General features: G+C 38.1%; 17 protein-coding genes and 1 pseudogene. 6 read left to right on the top strand and 12 right to left on the bottom strand.

The window, feature by feature from the left end:
• The first annotated feature begins 5 nt into the window (after nt 1–5).
• Nucleotides 6–2,705, top strand: coding sequence for a DUF5695 domain-containing protein (locus tag UXI14_RS00265; protein ID WP_335964272.1), 2,700 nt, complete (start codon nt 6–8; stop codon nt 2,703–2,705).
• 878 nt (nt 2,706–3,583) lie between these two features.
• Here the strand turns inward: UXI14_RS00265 and UXI14_RS00260 are convergent.
• The 5 genes and pseudogenes from UXI14_RS00260 to mnmE form a co-directional block, all read right to left on the bottom strand.
• Nucleotides 3,584–4,315, bottom strand: a complete 732-nt coding sequence (locus UXI14_RS00260; protein ID WP_335964271.1) for an arginase family protein — start codon at nt 4,313–4,315, stop codon at nt 3,584–3,586.
• Between the two features lie 31 nt (nt 4,316–4,346).
• A complete protein-coding gene (locus UXI14_RS00255) occupies nt 4,347–4,490 on the bottom strand; it encodes a hypothetical protein (protein WP_335964270.1) in 144 nt (47 codons plus the stop codon).
• A 183-nt stretch (nt 4,491–4,673) separates the two neighbouring features.
• On the bottom strand, nt 4,674–5,033 hold the full coding sequence (locus UXI14_RS00250; RefSeq protein WP_335964269.1) for a helix-turn-helix domain-containing protein: 360 nt from the start codon (nt 5,031–5,033) through the stop codon (nt 4,674–4,676).
• A 2-nt stretch (nt 5,034–5,035) separates the two neighbouring features.
• Nucleotides 5,036–5,164: pseudogene (locus UXI14_RS00245) on the bottom strand (type II toxin-antitoxin system HigB family toxin); the annotation flags it as partial.
• Between the two features lie 20 nt (nt 5,165–5,184).
• Nucleotides 5,185–6,609 (bottom strand): tRNA uridine-5-carboxymethylaminomethyl(34) synthesis GTPase MnmE, encoded by a 1,425-nt coding sequence (mnmE, locus tag UXI14_RS00240; RefSeq protein WP_335964268.1) that lies wholly within the window; start codon nt 6,607–6,609, stop codon nt 5,185–5,187.
• 159 nt (nt 6,610–6,768) lie between these two features.
• Between mnmE and UXI14_RS00235 the strand changes: the two genes are divergently transcribed.
• Both UXI14_RS00235 and UXI14_RS00230 read left to right on the top strand, forming a co-directional pair.
• The gene (locus tag UXI14_RS00235) at nt 6,769–7,269 is read left to right on the top strand and encodes a DNA starvation/stationary phase protection protein (RefSeq protein ID WP_335964267.1); all 501 of its coding nucleotides are present in this window, start codon (nt 6,769–6,771) and stop codon (nt 7,267–7,269) included.
• 179 nt (nt 7,270–7,448) lie between these two features.
• Nucleotides 7,449–7,790, top strand: a complete 342-nt coding sequence (locus tag UXI14_RS00230; RefSeq protein ID WP_335964266.1) for a DUF4870 domain-containing protein — start codon at nt 7,449–7,451, stop codon at nt 7,788–7,790.
• Nucleotides 7,791–7,895: 105 nt separating this feature from the next.
• Here the strand turns inward: UXI14_RS00230 and dnaN are convergent, their stop codons facing one another.
• From dnaN to UXI14_RS00210, 4 genes are all read right to left on the bottom strand, one after another.
• Nucleotides 7,896–9,014: a DNA polymerase III subunit beta gene (gene dnaN, locus UXI14_RS00225; protein ID WP_335964265.1), complete on the bottom strand. Its 1,119-nt coding sequence runs from the start codon at nt 9,012–9,014 to the stop codon at nt 7,896–7,898.
• Between the two features lie 72 nt (nt 9,015–9,086).
• Nucleotides 9,087–10,751 carry a gliding motility-associated ABC transporter substrate-binding protein GldG gene (gldG, locus tag UXI14_RS00220; protein ID WP_335964264.1) on the bottom strand — a complete coding sequence of 555 codons (1,665 nt, stop codon included), beginning with the start codon at nt 10,749–10,751 and terminating at the stop codon, nt 9,087–9,089.
• Between the two features lie 5 nt (nt 10,752–10,756).
• Complete coding sequence (gene gldF / locus UXI14_RS00215) at nt 10,757–11,464, bottom strand: gliding motility-associated ABC transporter permease subunit GldF (RefSeq protein WP_277899069.1); 708 nt, start codon at nt 11,462–11,464, stop codon at nt 10,757–10,759.
• Nucleotides 11,465–11,565: 101 nt separating this feature from the next.
• Nucleotides 11,566–12,393: an SAM-dependent chlorinase/fluorinase gene (locus UXI14_RS00210; protein ID WP_335964263.1), complete on the bottom strand. Its 828-nt coding sequence runs from the start codon at nt 12,391–12,393 to the stop codon at nt 11,566–11,568.
• Nucleotides 12,394–12,583: 190 nt separating this feature from the next.
• On the opposite strand from UXI14_RS00210, the gene UXI14_RS00205 reads away from it, so the two are divergent.
• From UXI14_RS00205 to UXI14_RS00195, 3 genes are all read left to right on the top strand, one after another.
• Nucleotides 12,584–13,540: a PhoH family protein gene (locus UXI14_RS00205; protein ID WP_335964262.1), complete on the top strand. Its 957-nt coding sequence runs from the start codon at nt 12,584–12,586 to the stop codon at nt 13,538–13,540.
• Between the two features lie 127 nt (nt 13,541–13,667).
• Complete coding sequence (locus UXI14_RS00200) at nt 13,668–13,991, top strand: hypothetical protein (protein ID WP_335964261.1); 324 nt, start codon at nt 13,668–13,670, stop codon at nt 13,989–13,991.
• Between the two features lie 45 nt (nt 13,992–14,036).
• Nucleotides 14,037–14,411: an abortive infection family protein gene (locus UXI14_RS00195; protein WP_335964260.1), complete on the top strand. Its 375-nt coding sequence runs from the start codon at nt 14,037–14,039 to the stop codon at nt 14,409–14,411.
• A 154-nt stretch (nt 14,412–14,565) separates the two neighbouring features.
• Here the strand turns inward: UXI14_RS00195 and UXI14_RS00190 are convergent, their stop codons facing one another.
• The 3 genes from UXI14_RS00190 to UXI14_RS00180 all read right to left on the bottom strand — a co-directional run bounded on the left by UXI14_RS00190 (nt 14,566) and on the right by UXI14_RS00180 (nt 19,910).
• The gene (locus tag UXI14_RS00190; RefSeq protein ID WP_335964259.1) at nt 14,566–15,555 is read right to left on the bottom strand and encodes a Gfo/Idh/MocA family oxidoreductase; all 990 of its coding nucleotides are present in this window, start codon (nt 15,553–15,555) and stop codon (nt 14,566–14,568) included.
• Complete coding sequence (locus UXI14_RS00185) at nt 15,539–17,266, bottom strand: sodium:solute symporter (RefSeq protein ID WP_335964258.1); 1,728 nt, start codon at nt 17,264–17,266, stop codon at nt 15,539–15,541. Before UXI14_RS00185 ends, UXI14_RS00190 begins: the two co-directional genes overlap by 17 nt.
• 115 nt (nt 17,267–17,381) lie before the next feature.
• Nucleotides 17,382–19,910: a PIG-L family deacetylase gene (locus tag UXI14_RS00180; protein WP_335964257.1), complete on the bottom strand. Its 2,529-nt coding sequence runs from the start codon at nt 19,908–19,910 to the stop codon at nt 17,382–17,384.
• Nucleotides 19,911–19,937 lie beyond the last annotated feature (27 nt).

The following is a 19,937-nucleotide window of genomic DNA, read 5'->3' as shown; positions in this document are numbered from 1 at the left end:
AAACAATGATAAACCAGCGGTTACAAAAAAGCCTTATTCTTATACTATTTATGGTACTTGCTTTTAAAGGGCACTCTCAAGAGTATTGGGATAACATTACCGGCAGACCTTCCACTTTGGGGGTCGAAAAAGGTTTTGTTGAAGTAAAAACTGCCCAGTTTTATTTAAAATTGGTAAAGGCATCACAAACAGTGGCGGGATTGGCTCCCGTAGAAGATACCACATTTAACTTTACACCCGGGGAACGGTTAAAAATTAGGGACAAAGACAGCCTATACCACCTGGGCGATATCAATTTAATGCTCAAAACGGGCCAAGGTCAATGGAAAGATTATTCATCGGCATATACAAGAAAGCCGGTAAGCCAAATTTCTTCCGAAGGAAACGTTTTGGCAGCTTCAGACATGGCAAACACCTTCCCAAAAGATATTCCGTTAAGCATAAAACGTTATTACGAAAATGATAACGGAGACTTGGTATTACGGTTTGTATTGACAAATCCCGGAAAAGAAAGCGTAGAAATAGGAGCATTGGGCATTCCTATGGTTTTCAATAATATATTGGAAGGAAAATCGCTGGACGAAGCACATGCAGACAATGTGTTCTTCGACCCCTATATAGGCATGGACGCAGGGTATTTAGAGGTAAAGCATTTAAACGGAAAAGGCGCGGCATTACTTGTACTTCCACAAGAAAACATGCCTTTTCAGGCCTATAGGCCCTTGTTGAACGACCCAACCCGAAGAAGTATCGTTTTTGAAGGTTTCCATGAATGGATGCCATTGAGCAAAGCCTATGCAGAAACCCAATGGAAGGGCGTTAAACAATGGAACACGCCCACATCTACCGTGTTGCAACCGGGAGAAAAAAGAGATTTTGCCATAAAATTTGTGCTGGCCAAAAATATCAGGGAAATCCAGCAAACAGTATTAAAAAATAAAATGCCGGTAGCCGTTGGTATTCCCGGATATGTACTACCGCAGGATGTAGACGGACGCCTGTTTGTAAAAAGTCCTTCGGAAGTAAAAAAAATAACGGTAAAGCCAGCAGGAGCAGTTTCAATTCGTAAAAAAGAAACATTGAAAAACGGCTACGTAGAATACATGGTAAAAGGACAACAATGGGGGCGTGCCCGTATTGTTATCGAGTATAAAGACGGAAAGCAGCAAACAATCAATTACAAAATAATCAAGCCCGAAGCAGAAGTAATAGACAATCTGGGAAACTTTTTAACCACCAAACAATGGTTCGATAATGAGAAAGACCCCTTTAACCGTGCTCCATCTGTAATTTCTTACGACTATGAAGCAAAACAACAAGTAACACAAGACAGCCGTGCATGGATAGCAGGCCTGAGCGATGAAGGAGGGTCAGGAAGTTGGCTGGCAGCCATGATGAAGCAGTATGCACAACCCGATAAAGAAGAAATAGAAAAGCTTTCAGGCTTTGTACATAAAACACTTTGGGGCGGCATACAATATGCCGACGGTAAAAACAAGTATGGCGTTAAAAAAAGTATGTTTTACTACCAGCCCGACAGCATGCCAAAGAATACGTATAATGATACGGTTAACTATAAAACCTGGGCCGCCTGGAACCATAAACATGCCAACGACCCCGGGAGGTCTTACAACTACCCCCATGTAACCGCGGCTTACTGGGTTATGTACCGCTTGGCAAGATACCATACCAAACTGGTTACAGAGAAACCTTGGAACTGGTATTTAAAGCAGGCATACCATACTGCAATTGCCATGACAAAATTGGCACCGTATTATGCACAGTTCGGACAAATGGAAGGAACCGTGTTTCTTTGCGTTTTAATAGACCTACAACGTGAAGGGCTGGACGAACTTGCCCTGGACCTGGAACAAAAAATGAAAGCACGTGCCGATCATTGGAAATCGTTAAACTATCCATTTGGGAGCGAAATGCCATGGGATTCCACAGGGCAGGAAGAAGTTTTTATGTGGTCAGATTATTTTGGATATACCGGCAAAGCCAACGTTACATTAAATGCAATACTGGCCTATATGCCCACCATACCGCATTGGGCATATAATGGAAATGCACGACGTTATTGGGACTTTCTCTACGGCGGGAAACTATCTAGGGTAGAACGGCAAATACACCATTACGGGTCGGCATTAAACGCCATTCCCGTACTAAAAGCATACCAAAACTCACCAAACGATTTTTACCTGTTAAAAGTTGGGTACGGTGGGTTAATGGGAGGCATAGCAAATATTACAGAAGACGGTTTTGGTCCGGCAGCTTTTCATTCGTTTCCACAAACATTAGCAATAGATTACCTATCGGGCGACTATGGCTCCGGGTTTTTTGGCTATGCGGTCAATTCGGCTTCCTATTTAACCAAAACAGCCAATTTTGGATGGGTTTCTTTTGGAGGAAATATAAAAGCCGAAAAGAAACAAGTTGAAATGATCCTTACAACGGCAGCAAGGAACAAAGTTTTTATAGCACCAGAAGCATTGTTGATAACGTTGGATGCGGGGAGCATGGATAAAGTAATTTATAATGAAGAAAAAAGAAAGGTAATAATTTACTTAAACCCTAAAAATGAGTATACGCCCAATGCATACATAAGGACCAACAAAAAAATTGAATTACCATTTAAAAAAGATAAAGGAGCCTTTTTAATTCCCCTAAAAAATAGCATACAACCCATAGAAATACAATTATAAAAGCTACAGGGCATTGTAATTTTTCCATTATAAAAAGAAGTACTATCCCTTTAAAATAGTTTTTGGGGCCAAGCAGATATATATCCGTATGCAATAGAAAACCAATAGGTAACTAAAACCATGTAGGAGGAAATAGCATATGGAAATGTAGGCGCAATAAACAGCTATTTATACTCAATAATACAGGTAGGAAATAAACCATCCAGAAGACTTATTTAAACCAAAAAACCTGCAGAACAAATGCACCATAAATAAGAAAAATATGTATTTATTCATCAAAATGTATCAACTTCATCAATCAAAGTAGAAAATCAAAGTGAAGAAATATTCATTTCAGCAATAGAAATATGCATTATAAGTGATAAATTATAGATTTTACCTATCAAAATAAACATTTATCATAGAGTAGTATCTATTACAAGCCTCATAGTATAGAAAACATCTACCAAAGTAAACAATTATCATTGAGCATTATCTATGACAAGCCCTGTAGTATAGAAAACGTCTATTGAAGTATGTACTGAAAATAGTTAAGTATTATGATAAAGTGAGAAAGTACTTACTTCAAAGACCAAAGCACGAAGTGCAAGCGTCAAAGTAGAGCGTGAATAGACCAAAGTACGAAGTGAAAGCATCAAAGTAGAACGTGAAAAGACCAAAGTAATAGGTGAAAGTAGTAAAATAGGTCTTGCAAAAATAAAAATAACACATACACATGGTCAAGAAGCCATAGTAACATACAAAGTAATAAAGGAGCTTAAAAAAGGAAGTGTTCCCACGGTAAAATCATGCCTTTATTGTTACAAAGCAGGAACCAATTACTGCCAATAACCCTTGGCAAGTGGTTTTATGGTGTGGTCTTGACAGGCAGTATGGCTTTAGCGTCTTGAAGTGTTCAATATGCCCATAAAATTGTTTACAAAATCGGCGGTATATTTTCCGTCCTTGTCCAGATTAGGGTCAAGAATGGTAATTTCAATACCAACAGCCTTTTTATGTTGGAGCAAGGGCACCAATAATGCAGAAAGTTCGCTATAAGAAAGCCCGTCTTGCTGCCTACTGTCAACGGCAGGCATGATAGTATCGTTTAAAACATCCAGGTCCAAATGAACAAAAAAGCCATCAAGGTTGTTTTTTTCAACCAAGTCAATAAAGAGGTCCGCAGTATTTTTTAGTCCGTTAGCACGAAGCCTATCCAGGTCGTAATAAGGTATTCCGGACTCCAAAATAGGCTGTACATAATCGGGACCGTACTCCCGGTTGCCCACACAAAATACGTTGCTTTTATCAAAATAAGGAGCAAAGTTATAGATATTGGTCAGCTTTTCATGTCCAAACCCGGTTACTATGGCAAGGTCCATTCCCGCAATTGCAGCAGTCTGGGAAAGCTCGGGTGGTATATAGTCGGTATGTCCATCAAGAAAAAAGAGGCCATAAGTACCGGTTTGCTTAAGCGCAATGGCATTGCCTATTAAAATACTGCAATCGCCCCCGAGAATAATTAGAAAATGATCGTCCTTAATTACATTGGCAAGTAATCTAGCCTGTTCCTTGGCATATACAACCACCTTGTCCACGTTCATCATTTGCAGTGTAGAGTCCAGGTCCATGGTATATGCGGGCGGTGGTAATTTATAGGTGTTACATGGTTTGACAAGCTCGTTGGAAATGATGCTTTTTTAACCATTCAGGAAGCATTTTCACGCCCGGCTCGACATCTAAAATTCTTTTTTTAAGGCCTAAGTTTGAAGGGAATTCTACAATGTTGATTTTGTTACTATTCATTATAAATAGCTTTTAAATTAAAATTGGTTTGTGAAAGCCGTTTACGCTACACTAAAAGTAAGACTTATTTCCCGATACAGAAATTAGTTATATTTTAAAGGTACGAACAAGCTATAATTTTATATGAAAACAAAAAAAGGCATACGGAAATGTATGCCTTATATCAATATTTACTTATAGGGTTTATACCCCAAGAACTATTGAAGCATCGATACCGAGCTTTACGCTTATATCCCTTGCAACTTTTAAAGTGGGTTCGCTTTTTCCGTTGAGGTACTCGCTTACCCTTGACGTGCTTACGCCCAAAAGCTCGGATAAACGCTTTTGGTTCAATCCCATTTCTACCATACGCAACTTAACAACCTCTACCAACGAGGGCTTTTTAACCGGATAATGGCGTACTTCATAATCTGCAACAAGGTCGGACAATAGATTTAACTCCACATATCCTTTAGCATCTTGGTTTTCTATATTATCAGGGTTTTGTATAAGTTCTTCTATTCGTTCAACAATGGTATTATATTCTTTTTCTGTTTGTATCATTGCTAAATGTTTTTAATGTCCTTAATCTTGTCATATTCCGAGTGCGTACCTATAAACCTTATGTAAACCTTTTTGGCATTGAACGAAATAATGGCAACCAATCTATAATCGTTTCCTTTGATGTTAAAAATATTTAATTTTTGGAAGTGACTTATTTCCCGATACAGAAATTAGCAAAAATATTTCCTAATAAATCATCGGTTGTAATTTCGCCCGTTATCTCGCCAAAATGATAGATTGCCTGACGGATGTCTATTGCCAAAAGGTCGCTGGAAATTTCATGGGCAACGCCTTCTTGAACTTTGTCTATTTCCTGCAAAGCCTTCAGTAGAGAGTCGTAATGCCGGGAATTGGTAATAATGGTCTCATTGTTCCTTAATGCCCCGGTATTTACAAAGTTTAGGAGGATGGTTTTTAGTTCTTCTACGCCCAAACCGGTCTTGGCAGCTAGGAGCAAAGCTTTTGTTTTATCGTTATGGCCGGCAATGTCGTTTATTTCACTTTCAATAAATTGTTTTAACGTATCGGGTATTTGGTCTGTTTTATTGGCAATGATCACCAATGGCTTTTGCGGGAATTTGTTCTTTATTTTTTCAAGCTCAACCCGGATGTTTTTTATTTCAGATTTGTCCTGGGCAAGTTTTAAGCTGTCTATTAAGTATACAACTACTTGCGATTGTTCTATTTTTTCAAATGTTTTTTTAATTCCAATGGTCTCGACCACATCTTTGGTGTCCCTGATCCCTGCGGTGTCTATAAAGCGAAACCCAATGCCGCCAATACTTATCTCGTCTTCAATGGTATCTCTTGTTGTCCCGGCAATATCGCTTACAATGGCGCGTTCTTCGTTGAGAAGGGCATTTAGCAGGGTAGATTTTCCCACATTGGGTTCCCCGACTATTGCTACCGGGATTCCGTTTTTAATTACATTTCCCACGGCAAAAGAATCGATCAGGCGTTTTAACACAAGCTGTATTTTATCCAGGAGGGCTTTAAATTCGGTTCGGTTGGCAAATTCTACATCTTCTTCTGCAAAATCGAGTTCCAGCTCAATCAACGAAGCAAAGTTGAGGAGTTCTTCCCGTAATTTTTTTATTTCACCGCTAAACCCTCCCCGCATTTGCTGCATGGCTATTTGGTGGCTTGCCTCATTGTCTGAGGCAATCAAATCGGCAACTGCTTCGGCCTGGCTTAAATCCAATTTGCCGTTTAAAAAGGCGCGCAAGGTAAATTCGCCTGCATCGGCCATCCTGCATCCGTTCCTTAAAAATAACTGCAATATTTCCTGCTGTATAAAAGGCGAGCCGTGGCATGAAATCTCGATTACATTTTCGCCTGTATACGAGTTTGGCCCCTTAAAAATGGAGACCAGTACTTCATCAAGCGTTTTTTTAGCTTCGATAATATGGCCTAAATGTATGGTATGCGATTTTTGTTCGGAAAGCTTTTTCCCGTTTACCGATTTAAAAAAAGGAGTTGTTATGTCAATGGCATCTTTTCCCGAGATCCTAATAACTGCAATGGCGCCTGCACCGGCCGGGGTAGCCAATGCTATAATTGTGTCCTGAAGCTTCATACATTTATTTTGAACAAAAATACAAATACTTAAAGTAAGATGGGTTGTAAATATATACTTATTAATATGCTTAACATTGAGAGTTAAACCTTGTTAAAAAGCCCTTTTTAGGCCAGCATTTTTGTATATTTAGGATATAAATTAAAAATCAAAAAAAGAATGAGCTATTTAGATTTAGATAACGGTAAAACCGAAAAAACAGTTTTTGAACTGAATGTTTTATTATCAGATTATCATGTGTATTATCAAAAATTAAGAAATTTTCACTGGAATATCTTCGGAAAAAACTTTTTTGACCTGCACGAAAAATTTGAAGAACTATACAACGATGCCAAACTTAAGGTAGATGAAATTGCAGAGCGCATCTTGACATTGAGGCACCAACCGGTCAGCAACTTATCGAAATACCTTGAGATTTCAAATTTAAAGGAATCCAGTAGTGATAAGACTGATATTGAAATGATCGAAATTTTATTGAAAGATCATGGAACCATCCTTAAACAAATGCGCAAAGTTGTTAAAACTGCCGAAGCAGGGGACGACGAAGGTACCATAGATTTAATAGGCGCCTACATACGGGAACTTGAAAAAACTTCTTGGATGTTGGATGCATGGAGGATGAAAACAAGCGAGGGGGTTAAAAAATCTTCTTTGTCATAAATAATATACCGATCCCGTTTTAAGCGGGTTGGAATACATACAAAAAAGACTCATAAATTGAAGAATTAATCAATTGTGGGTCTTTTTTCTTTTATAGGATGGGGGAATCTGTTATTTTTTGTAACAAAACTACAATTGGCTCGTCTTATTTGTATAAACCATCAATCAAGAAATCAGTTATGCAAAGATCAGACAATCAATTATTAGTCGTTACACATTTAAGTCAGTTATTAGATTATGTTACCGGGTTCGGCGGACTTATCGTTCCGTTGATTTTATGGCTCGTTAATAAGGAAAACGTAATAGACATGGACCATCATGGAAAATCTATTATTAACTTTCAATTAAGCATCCTTATTTATTCGATTTTAAGCATTCCGCTTATATTGTTTTTTGGCTTCGGGATATTGGCATTGATAGTTATCGGTATTATGGCTTTTGTTTTTCCAATAGTGAATGCGATCCGTGTTTCCAATGGGCAAGAAGCAAATTATCCACTTAGTCTGTCTATTTTAAAATAGCAAAGAAAGAAGGAAAGGGCATAAAATATAAAAACCCCGTTCTAAATTAACACACAATTTAGACGGGGTTTATAAATATATAATTAGTTAGTTGCTTTTCTAGGCTTAATTGTTAAGCATTACCGGCATTACGAGCATGGTAACATGTTCGCCTTCGTCCAGCCCATCAACGGGGGTTAAAATTCCGGCTCTATTAGGCAGGCTCATTTCAAGCGAAACATTGTCTGAAGCTAAGTTGTTCAACATTTCGTTCAGGAACCTGGAATTAAAACCAATTTCCATATCGTCTCCTTGATAATCGCAAGTTAAACGTTCTTCTGCCTTATTGCTGTAATCTATATCTTCTGCCGAAATATTCAATTCGGCCCCGGCAATTTTTAGCCGTATTTGGTGCGTGGTCTTGTTTGAGAAAATGGAAACCCTCCTTACCGAACCAAAAAATTGAGAACGGCCTATGGTTAACTTGTTTGGGTTTTCCTTCGGGATTACCGCTTCGTAATTGGGGTATTTTCCATCAATTAGCCTACAAACCAATTCTATGTTGTCAAAAGTAAACTTGGCGTTACTTTCGTTATAATCAATTGTAACATCGCTTTCACTTCCTGCTAGGATTCCTTTTAAAAGATTTAACGGCTTTTTTGGCATGATAAATTCAGCAACTTGTGATGCTGTAACGTCATTACGTTGGTATTTTACCAATTTATGGGCATCGGTTGCTACAAATGTTAGGCTTTCCGGAGAAAATTGAAAGAAAATTCCGCTCATTACCGGACGGAGGTCGTCGTTACCCGATGCAAAAATAGTCTTGCTGATGGCCGTAGCCAAAATATCCCCAAGAATGGTGGTTGAGCTTGCGTCTGCCAATTCTACCGAATTGGGAAACTCGGCCCCGTCTGCATACGCCAGGGCATACTTACCGTGGTTGGAGCTTATTTCAATGGTATTGTTGTTTTCTATTACAAATGTAAGCGGCTGCTCGGGAAATGTTTTTAAGGTGTCCAGCAACAATTTTGCAGGAACTGCAACGTTCCCTTCAGATTCTGAGTCTACTTCCAGAACTGCGCTCATGGTAGTTTCCAGATCGGATGCCGAAACGGTAAGTTTATTGTTGTTTAATTCAAATAAAAAATTATCAAGAATAGGCAGTGTGTTGCTATTGTTAATAACGCCGCCCAATACTTGAAGTTGTTTTAATAAATATGAACTTGATACTATAAATTTCATTGAATTCTCAATTTTCTAACACTTACAAAGATATCTTAATTGATTTTTTTACAGAAAATAACTTATCAACATTTAAACCGTGTATTTTTTCCTTTTAAAATAATAAAAAGCAATACCAAACAAAAGGATTAAAACTATGGGAACACCAATGTTTATAGCTTTCCAGAAGGTTTTTTGTTCGTAGGTTTTTTGTTTGTTCAAAAAAGCGAGGGCAATCTCCTTGGACCGAATGTTTATAAGTCCGTTGTCGTCCAAAAGGTAGTTTATGCTATTTAGCAGGAATTCTTTATTTCCGTAAACCTGTTTGGTCCATTTATCCACACCGTTAATTAATGGCTTTTTGTTTACATAATTGTAGTTTGCAATATCGCCATCCGAGATTACGATTATTTTATTCTCTTTGGCATCAGCATCTCTGTTTTGGGCAAGTTTAAAAGGTTTGACCCTGTTTTTAAATGCCGAAACAAATTTTCCTTCGAGAAGAACGCCTAAGGTTTTGTTTCCGTCGTTAAAAGTTTCTATGTGCTGTTGCGTGTCAAATTCATCCAGACTGTACATTGTAGGAACCCCGACCACTTTAGATTGTGGAGAACTTTTTAGAAGAATTGTCTTTTTAATATCATTGGGCAAAGTATCTATCGGGCTGGCAAATTCCAGCTTTACTACATTTAAGCTTTTGTTTATGGGGTGATTGTTTGGCGGTGCCACCATTGGCGAGTAAAACCAGTTTATGGGAATTTCACCATTTTGGTTGGTAACCGTTACCGGTGTTGAAATAAGGTCTTGGACCAGCGATTTGTTAATACGTACCCCATAGCGAAAGAGCATATCGTCCAGCCTAAGGTTACGGGGAATGGCAAACGATGTAAATTTTTCATTCTGAAGGCTGTCCAGATCGGCTACAACGGCATCGAGCAACCACAGGGTCTTCCCGCCGTTCATGACATATTGATCTAAAATATATTTCTCGTTATCGGTAAACGCTTCGGTAGGCTTGGCAATAATGGCAGCATCAAAACGATTAAGGTTTTCCAGTACTTTCTGGGGCTGGTTTTTAAGCGAGTCCAGGTTAAATTGACCCAATTGGTAATAATTACGAAGGCTTATTAAATAGTCTACCAAATATTTGTCGGGCATTTCATTATTGCCCTTTAATATTGCTATTTTCTTTTTTTGCTGAATGGTCAATTGTTTAAAGGCATCGGCAAATGTATATTCAAGTTGTTGCACCGAATTGTTGATGCGCTGTTCGCTGTTGGCACCCAATTTATTTTGAAGGAGCGATACCTTTACGGTTTTTTTGCCCATGTTTACCAAAGCCCAGGGAAATATAAGTTCGCGGGACATGCTGTTTCCTTCTTCAATGGTTACCGTGGCCGGGGTAAGGCCCAATTCTTGCAACGATTGGATTGTTTGTTCTTTGGGGGCACCGGTATCCATTGGATTTACAAAATTTATCCGGATATGGTTGTTAACTGCCGTAAATTCTTCCAGCAACTGTTTTGTTTCTGTTTGTAGGCGTTTAAATTCCGGTGGCATATCGCCATTAAGCAAAACATCTATAATTATTGCTTCATCGACATTTTTTGCGGTTTCCTTTGATGCATCAGATAAGGTGTAGCGTTTATTTTTTGTTAGATCCCACCGTAAAACCATAAATGATGCCAAGAAATTAATTCCGATGAGAACCAGAATTGTTAAGATAATTTTTCCGCTGTTTTTTTTAGTTGAAATCAAAATAATTACTTCAATTTAAAAATGGTTACTACTAAAAAGAAGAACGAAATGCTCACGAAGTAAATTACGTCCCGAAAGTCTATTACCCCCCTTCCAATGCTATCAAAATGATATTTTAAACTGAATTTCTCCATAAACGAAAGATTACCCAGCCCCGAAAATCCAGAAAAACCATAAAAAAACAAAAAACAAACCAGTACGGCCGCAATAAAAGCCACTATTTGGTTATCGGTAAGAGAAGACATAAAAATGCCAATGGCGGTGTAGCTCGCAATTAAAAATAAAAGTCCAAAGTAAGAACCCGCAATGCTTCCCATGTCTATATTGCCCACGGGATCTGCCAGGTTCCAGATGGTAAGCACATAAAGTAATGTTGGCACCAAGGCAATAACAACGAGCAGGTATGTGCCAATAAATTTGCCCATAACAATTTGTGTTTTGCTTATGGGGCGTGTGAGCAACAATTCCAACGTTCCGGCTTTTTTTTCTTCAGAAAAACTTTTCATGGTAACTGCCGGAATTAAAAACAAAAGAATCCATGGCGCTAATTGAAAAAACGGATTCATATCTGCAAAACCACTTTCAATTATATTAAAATCGCCTTTAAAAACCCACAGAAACAAACCATTAAGCACCAAAAATAGGCCTATTACCAAATAGGCTATGGGAGATGAAAAAAAACTGCTGATTTCCCTTTTTATTATTGCTGTCATTTATTTCGTTGCTCGTTTTTCGTTGTTTATTGTTTGTTGTTCAGCGTTATTCTTTTACATTTAACCATTAACCATTAACCATTAACCATTAACCATTCACTTTACGTAAAATTAACGGTTACCGTATCCCTATATTTTAGGCCCAATAAAGTTGAAGCACCGCCCACCGTATCCAAATTACTTCTATAGATGGCAAGCTCTATTAAGTTTGCCGAGTTAAAAATAGCTAATTTTTCACCATCTTTATTATTGGGTTTTTTCTTGTCGAAATTTACCGCTTCACTGTATTTGGTGTATATTTTGGTGAATTTATGGTTGCGTGCCCATAATTCAAAATTCCTACCTCTTTTATACCTTTCAAACAATTGCATGGGAATGTTGGTAATTACATTTCCGTAATTGTCTATATATATCACGCTGCCCGTAATTTGAGTTTCTTCGTTGTTGATAATGGGGGAGAGGTCTTTTAGCATTTTCAGCTTTGTAATGGACTTTCCTATAACTTCCAAGGTGCCGCCACGGGAAATATGGCCTGCAACCTTTACAAAGACGTCCAGCACGGGAAAAACACTTTCAATGCGGTCGTGAATATTTATTTCCACCATTTTTTCGGGGTTTATTTCACAGGCAAGGAAAGATAAAATTCCGTTATCGGCGCCAATAAAATAATGCCCGTCAATAAGCACGGCCATATGCTTGTTAATGGGCGTTAGCTCGGAGTCGACCCCAATAATATGAATACTTCCCTTGGGGAAGGTTTTATAGGCGTTTTTTAAAATAAAAGCCGCCTCCATAATGTTAAATGGGCTAACCAGATGAGAGATATCAACAATCGTGGCATTATCTATTTCGCTAAGGATAAAACCTTTAATGGCACCTACAAAGTGATCCCGCTCACCAAAATCTGTAGTTAATGTAATTATAGCCATTTATTAAAATGTTGATATTTTTTTAATTTAAGAAAGTGTTTTTTTGCTTAAGTTTGTTAGAAATGGTAACAAATTAAGGTTTGTGTATTTGTTTAGCACAAACCTACTAAAAAGTAATAGATTTTTCCATTTTAATACGTACTTTTTATACGTGTATATCAAGATAAATTACTCACTTAAAAATTAGCTTTTGAACGAACTTATAATAGAACTCACCGAAATCAATCCGAAGGAATTTTTTGGGACCCAGAACATCAACATAGAGCTTTTAAAGAAGTATTACCCAAAGCTTAAAATTGTGGCCCGGGGTAACAAGATAAAGGCATATGGCGAGGAAGAACTGCTCGAAGAGTTTGATAAACGGCTGGATATGCTTGTTACGCATTTTGGGAAGTACAATAAGCTGGATGAAAATACAATAGAGCGTATTCTTACAAGTGAAGGCGGACAGGACGAAATAGACGCCAAAATAAACGGAGAAGTACTGGTACATGGCGCAAATGGACGTTTAATCAAGGCGCAGACGGCCAATCAGCAGCGTTTGGTAGAACTTATGAAAAAAAACGATATGGTTTTTGCCATTGGCCCGGCGGGTACCGGAAAAACATATACCGGGGTTGCCCTGGCGGTAAAAGCCTTAAAGGAAAAACAGGTAAGGCGCATTATTTTAACCCGCCCAGCAGTTGAAGCAGGGGAGAACCTTGGTTTTTTGCCCGGGGATTTAAAAGAAAAACTCGACCCATACATGCAACCTTTATACGATGCCCTGCGCGATATGATACCGCCCGAAAAACTACAGAATTATATAGAAACGGGCATTATACAAATTGCGCCAATGGCTTTTATGCGCGGCCGAACGCTCGACAATGCTTTTGTTATTTTGGACGAGGCACAGAATACCACACATGCCCAAATGAAGATGTTTTTGACCCGTATGGGAAAAAATGCCAAATTTATGATTACCGGAGACCCCGGGCAAATCGATCTACCGCGTAGGATTACCTCTGGATTAAAAGAAGCCATTTTGGTGCTAAAGGATATTAAGGGCATAGGCATTTTATATCTGGACGATAAGGATGTAATCCGTCACCGATTGGTAAAAGAGATTATCGCTTCTTATAAAAGTATAGAACACAATAACTCCTAAGAGATAATTAACATAAGTTTCTATGTATTTATAGTTGATGTTTAGTAGTTGACTGCAAACTGAAAAAATCCTAACTTAAAAGGAAAATTAAAAATATATGAACGAACTTATTTCTCCTAAATACCAAATGAAACTCGTGAAATCTGTTCACGATGCTATTTGGGAAGAATATAAAACTTACAGGGAAGTGAGTCTATATATTGACAAATGGCACGAAGGAGACGAAGACTGGAATAATCATTGGGAGAATTTCTCAATTATAAAAAAAGAAAGTGGAGACATAGATTTATTGAGAACTTTACATTCAATGAACGGAAGTGATATTTTGAAAGTAGCGATAGATATGGGAGTTGACACGCCAGATTTCATTCCTTCCATTCCGATATTCAAAAACGAATTGAAATCTGACTTTAAAACAGCTTACAACACTTTTACTAAAGCATATAAATAAATTGAAACTGACCCAAGTCTCGCCATAGGTTTAGCAAATTCCGCTTTGGAAAGTATAGTAAAGGAAATACTGAAGGATGATAGAATAAAAAGCAAAATAAAAGGCACAGAAACTCTATACAAACTGACCTCAATCATCTTAAAAGAGTTTAATTTTTTGGACAGTAATCATCCTGTAGAAATAAAAACTATCGGAAGTTCACTATTATCAATAAGCCAATCAATAGAGAAATTGAGAAGCGAAAAAACTTATTTTCACGGAAAAACTGAAGAAGATTATTTAATTACTGATTCTCTATACACATATCTTGTGGTAAATGCAGTTACAACAGTCGGGCTTTTTTTACAATCTTATTTCAAGATTAAATTACCGAGACCATCAGAAGAAGTTGAAGAAGAACACGATGATTTACCTTTTTAAGCTTGAATGAAATAAAAAGCTAACAGGTAATCCATTTCTTTTTTTGAATATCCCCAATGCAATTTAGATTTAATGACCAATTCGGTAAGTATTTCATTGTCATTAATTGATGCACCAATTATTTCCATCCTAATAAATTAACCCGAACCCCGATTTACTCATAATAACTCAATCCAATTACTTCTTTTACCTTGTCCATGGTTTCCATAAGTTGTTGGCTAAATTTAAAAGTCATTATGGGGCTTTCTGTTTTTCCTTTGTGCAGCAAATCGTTAAAATGTGCTGCTTCGTAATTATAACCGTGTGTGGCGACCTCAAAATTTTTGGTCTTTCTATTTCCGTTGGCATCTGTAAAAACAACCGATGTAGGCTTGTGAAACTGTGTTTGGATATGGATGGTCCCTTTTTCGCATAAAATAACCGCTTCGGTATTGGTTTTCTTTAAAAAGGTTGAAGAAAGCTTGGCTTCTGCTCCGTTTTTATAACCAAAGACCATATCGCAGGAAGAATCGGCACCGGTTTCAAAGTAGGTACAACTAGCATTGATGGTATCTGGAACACCTAGAATTGAAAGTGCTGCAAAAATAGGGTATATGCCAATATCCAACAGGCTCCCTCCGCCCAATTGCTTGTTGAACAACCTTGATGATGCATTAAATTCTGGATAAAACCCGAAATCGGCTTCTAGCGATTTTACAGCTCCGTAATGCCCTTCCTTTAAAAAATTGAGCACATATTGGTAATGTGGTAAAAAATAGGTCCATAAAGCTTCCATAAGAAGGATTTCTTCATTTTTGGCTGTTTGTATCATTAACGCCACATCGGCACTGTTTAATGCTAAAGGTTTTTCGCAAAGAACGGCCTTTTTGTGTTTTAGGCAATCAATGGTATAGGTTTTATGGAAGGTATGTGGAGTGGCAATATAAATGGCGTCTACTTTTGGATCGGTTATAAGGTCCATATAATTTCCATATGCTTTTTTGGCACCAAATTCCTCTTTAAATTCTTCGGCTCGGTTTAGGTCCCGGGAAGCAACGGCATATAATGTGGCATCTTTTACGGCTTTTAGGTCATGGGCAAATTTTTTGGCAATGTGTCCGGGGGCCAAGATTCCCCATTTTATCTTTTTATTTTTTAATAACATTGGTTGTTCTGTTTATAGCTTCAAAAATAATGGCAATTGCTATCACCATGGCGCAACCTATAAAGTTTAGCCATAAATACCCCAGTTTTTCCTGTCCGGGGGCATAACGGTGAATGGCAAAATAATATATAAGTATAACGGCTATTTGCGTAATAATTGCAGAGATAAAAACGGCATTTCCCCGAATAAATTTTATAAAAAATGCAATAAGGAATATGCCCAGCACATTTCCGTAGAAAATAGAACCGATAATATTTACAAGTTGGATTAAATTGTCCAAAAGCGATGCAAAATTGGCAAACAAGATGGCAATAATACCCCAGGCCAATGTAAACCAGCGCGATGCGCTTAAATAATATTTATCTGCTCTTTCTTTTTTCTGTCTTCTTCTAAAAAGGTCAATAGTGGTAATGGTTCCCAAGGCATTCAGTTCGGAAGCAGTAGACGACATGGCCGCCGAGAAAATAACGGCAAAGAGGAGCCCCATCAATCCTGTTGGAATGTTGTTCAATATAAAATGGATAAAAACATAGTCTTTGTCGTTTGTTTCCAGATCTTTGTCCACCTTTTGAATAAGGGCCCTGGCTTCTTCACGGCTTTCCCTTTCTTTTTTATTGATTTCCTGTATCTGTTTTTTTGCTGAAACTATTAAATGATAATCTTTTACGTCCAAAACGGCAGAAAAGTGTTCCTGAGCCATTTTTTTGTCTTTTTCCAATGCTTTGTGCTCTCTTTCCAGTTCGTGGTATTCATCGGCATAAACCGATTGCTCCACAGCTTCAACTGCAACAGGGTTAAAATTTAAAGGCGAATGGTTGTATTGATAAAAAACAAAAACCATTACGCCTACCAAGAGGATAAAAAATTGCATGGGAACTTTTAACAGCCCATTAAAAATAAGCCCCAGTTGGCTTTCCCGAACCGATTTGCCCGATAAATAGCGTTGCACCTGACTTTGGTCGGTTCCAAAATAAGCTAATGCTAAAAAAAGCCCGCCTGTAATTCCGCTCCAAAAAGTATACCTGCTTTTAGGGTTTAAAGAAAAATCGAGAATGTTTAGTTTATCGTTGGCGCCGGCAATTTTTAATGCTTTGCTAAAGGTAATATCGTTTGGCAAATAGCTCATTACCAAATAAAAGGCAATGAACATCCCCGTCATAATAACAAACATTTGTTGTTTTTGTGTTACGCTAACTGCTTTGGTCCCCCCAGAAACAGTGTAGATAATTACCAAAATTCCAATAATGATGTTTAAGGTTTTTACCTCGATACCCAATACTGCCGACAGGATAATGGAAGGGGCATAGATGGTAATTCCCGCCGCAAGGCCCCGTTGGATAAGAAATAAAATAGCGGCCAAAGAACGCGTTTTAATATCAAACCTGTTCTCAAGGAATTCATAAGCTGTGTAAACTTTTAATTTATGGTAAATAGGGACAAAAACAATGCAGATAATAACCATAGCCAACGGTAAACCAAAATAAAACTGAACAAAGCCCATACCGTCGTGGAATGCTTGCCCTGGCGTGGAGAGAAAAGTAATGGCACTGGCTTGTGTGGCCATAACCGATAAACCTACCGTATACCATTTGGCTTCTTTCCCGGCAAGAATATAATCGCTTACATCTTTACTGCCCTTGGTTCTCCAGTAACCATAACCAACAATAAATAGCAAAGTGCTAGCGAGAACGATCCAATCGATTACTTCCATAAATGCTATTTACTTATTAGAAATCATAATAAGGTAAAATACAAAAATGTATATTGCATTTAGTATCAATACAATAGTGTATTCCCTTTTCCAAACAAACTTATTCAACATGTTATCACCCTTTTATATAATTGGCATCATTTTTAGCTGTTTTACCTACCGAGAGCATATTGGCAAAGATTTTATATGCTCCCGGGACACCGGCTGGGAGTTCCCTAAAAAAACTCAAACCCGTGTAAATATAATAACCTTTTCCATATGGTGCTATTAAAAGGCTTCCGTCTTTTTTGCTTTCCCCTTTGTCGTGCATGGAAAGAACAGACGTAAATTCCTTTCCCCATTTATCAGGAAAATAAAGCCCTCTTTCCTGCACCCAGCCGTTAAAATCGTTTTGGGTAATTTTGTTGGGAGTATTCAATAATGCATTTGAAGGTGCGTTAAAGGTTACTTCGGCATTTTCGTCCGTAACACGGTCTCGCGATAGTTCCAACAAATAAGGTGCCAAATTATCTATGTTCAAGCCACCTCTTCCGGCGGTATTGTATTGAACAACAAGGTTCCCCCCGTTTTTTACATAGTCTAAAAGAATATGTTGCTTAAATTTTAGCGATTCGTGAATGTTATATGCACGGATGCCTACCACGACGGCATCAAAAATTTTTAAATAAGCACTGTTTATGTTTTCAGGTTGAATAACGGTAACATTGTAGCCTATCTGCCGTAAACTTTCGGGAACCGCATCACCGGCACCAGCTATATAAGCTATGTTTTCTCCTATTTTTTTAATATTCAGTCTCACTACTTTGAAACTGTCGGAAAGCAGTACCGATTGTGTTGGAATATGGTCGTATGCTATGGTAACAAGCTCTTTGTTATAATCTTTACCATTGACTTTAATAACAGGTGTCATGGTTTCCTCATCTTCATTGTCCGGCGGTGTAATTTTAAAATGAATTGTCTTGGTGTCTCCTTTATTGGCTATGTTAAAGTTGATACTTTCCGGAGAAACGTTCCAACCGCCATTGTGTTTTAAGTGAAGTAACCCGGAGATATTGTCTTTTCCGGCCGTTATGGTGACCGAAATTTGCTTGCTCTCGTTGTTTGAAAAAATTGCAACTTTATTGGCCACTGAAGCTGTAACGGGAGGAAGAATTTGGAACGGTTGATAAATTTCCCCTTTATCCGGTTTAGAATATTTGTAAACAATGTCTTCTTCAAAAGGAATTTCAACGCCGCCTATATCAATGTTAAAATTGGCTTTTACCAATCGTGGGGTTTCCGGTTTTCCCCTTAATTCCTGTGGCGCTTTGTACATTCCCAAAGTACCTTCTTCCTTTAGCCAGTATGGAGCGGTATATGGACTGTTTTGAGGAATCGTTACAGCTATGCCCGAGCTTGTTTCTTGATTGTTGGCCAATGTTTTGTTGTAATTGTTTGTTTCATTGGTTGGGGTTGTTTTAATGCTTTTCAGCTTCATTTCTATGTCCGACCTGTTTATTGCTGAAGCCCGTATATCGATGGTTTCCCCGGGAACGGCTGAAGCTTGATTGACTGTGGCTTCCAAGAAAAGTCCGCTACAGGCTTTAATAATTTTTTTAATTTCCTCTAATTTTAACTTCCGCCAGTATTCATCTTCTAAATTATTTATAAGTTGATAGGCCTTTACCAATTGGGGGACATGCTCGGAAGGATTTTTAAAATTAAAATGGTTTTGTACATCCAGCAGAATTTCGGCAATGGCCTCGCCACCTTTTACACGGCCCCAGGTTGTATTTATACCGCTAAAAATATTATTTTCATCATTTGGGAGACTTCCTTTTAAATATTCTAAATATTCTTGTTCGCTTCCGCGAGAAGAAATACCACCAAACCCTTGGCTTAAATGTTGGCTCCTGGCAATAGAGGCAATCTCGTTATTGCTCATGCCCAAGGTAGGGTAATAGGTACCAATATCTACATGGAGTAATTTAGTTTTGTTGGCCTTTTCAAAATTTTCTGGACTCCCGTAAAACCACCATGAGGTGTTAAAGAAAAGTCTTTCGGGTTGCCATGTTGCTGTGTATTTTAACTGTTCGGGGTATTCATTGGGGTTTCTGGCCATATCAAAGGCCTCAAAGCTCAACATTGCCGAGGAGGTATGGTGCCCATGTGTAGTGCCCGGTGTCCTGTGGTCGAATCGGTTGATTATTACATCGGGTTTAAAATTTCTAATTACCCAAACAACATCGGCCAGCACTTCTTTTTTGTTCCATATTTCCAGTGTTTCTTCGGGGTGTTTGGAAAAACCAAAATCGTTTGCCCTTGAAAAAAACTGCTGCCCTCCATCTATATTTCTTGCTGCCAAGAGTTCTTCTGTTCTTAAAACACCTAAAAGTTCGCGCAGTTCCGGGCCAATTAAATTTTGACCTCCATCGCCACGTGTAAGCGATAAATAGGCCGTTCTGGCCTTTACTTCGTTGGAAAGGTATGAAATTAGCCTTGTGTTCTCATCGTCTGGGTGCGCAGCAATGTATAAAGCAGTTCCTAAAAAATTGAGTTTCTGTACGGCTTCATATATGTTTGAAGATGTATAGGTTTTAGGTTTTTGTGCATTTATGGAAAATGTAATTGCCAATCCGATAAGAAAGGATAATATTCTTTGCATGCGTTCAGTTTTAGGAGTTTTTCAAAT

Source organism: Galbibacter sp. PAP.153, from assembly GCF_037029175.1.
In the GTDB taxonomy this organism is placed as follows: Bacteria; Bacteroidota; Bacteroidia; order Flavobacteriales; family Flavobacteriaceae; genus Galbibacter; species Galbibacter pacificus.
Note: the sequence above shows the minus strand (reverse complement) of the source record. Positions and strands in the feature narration are given on the sequence as shown.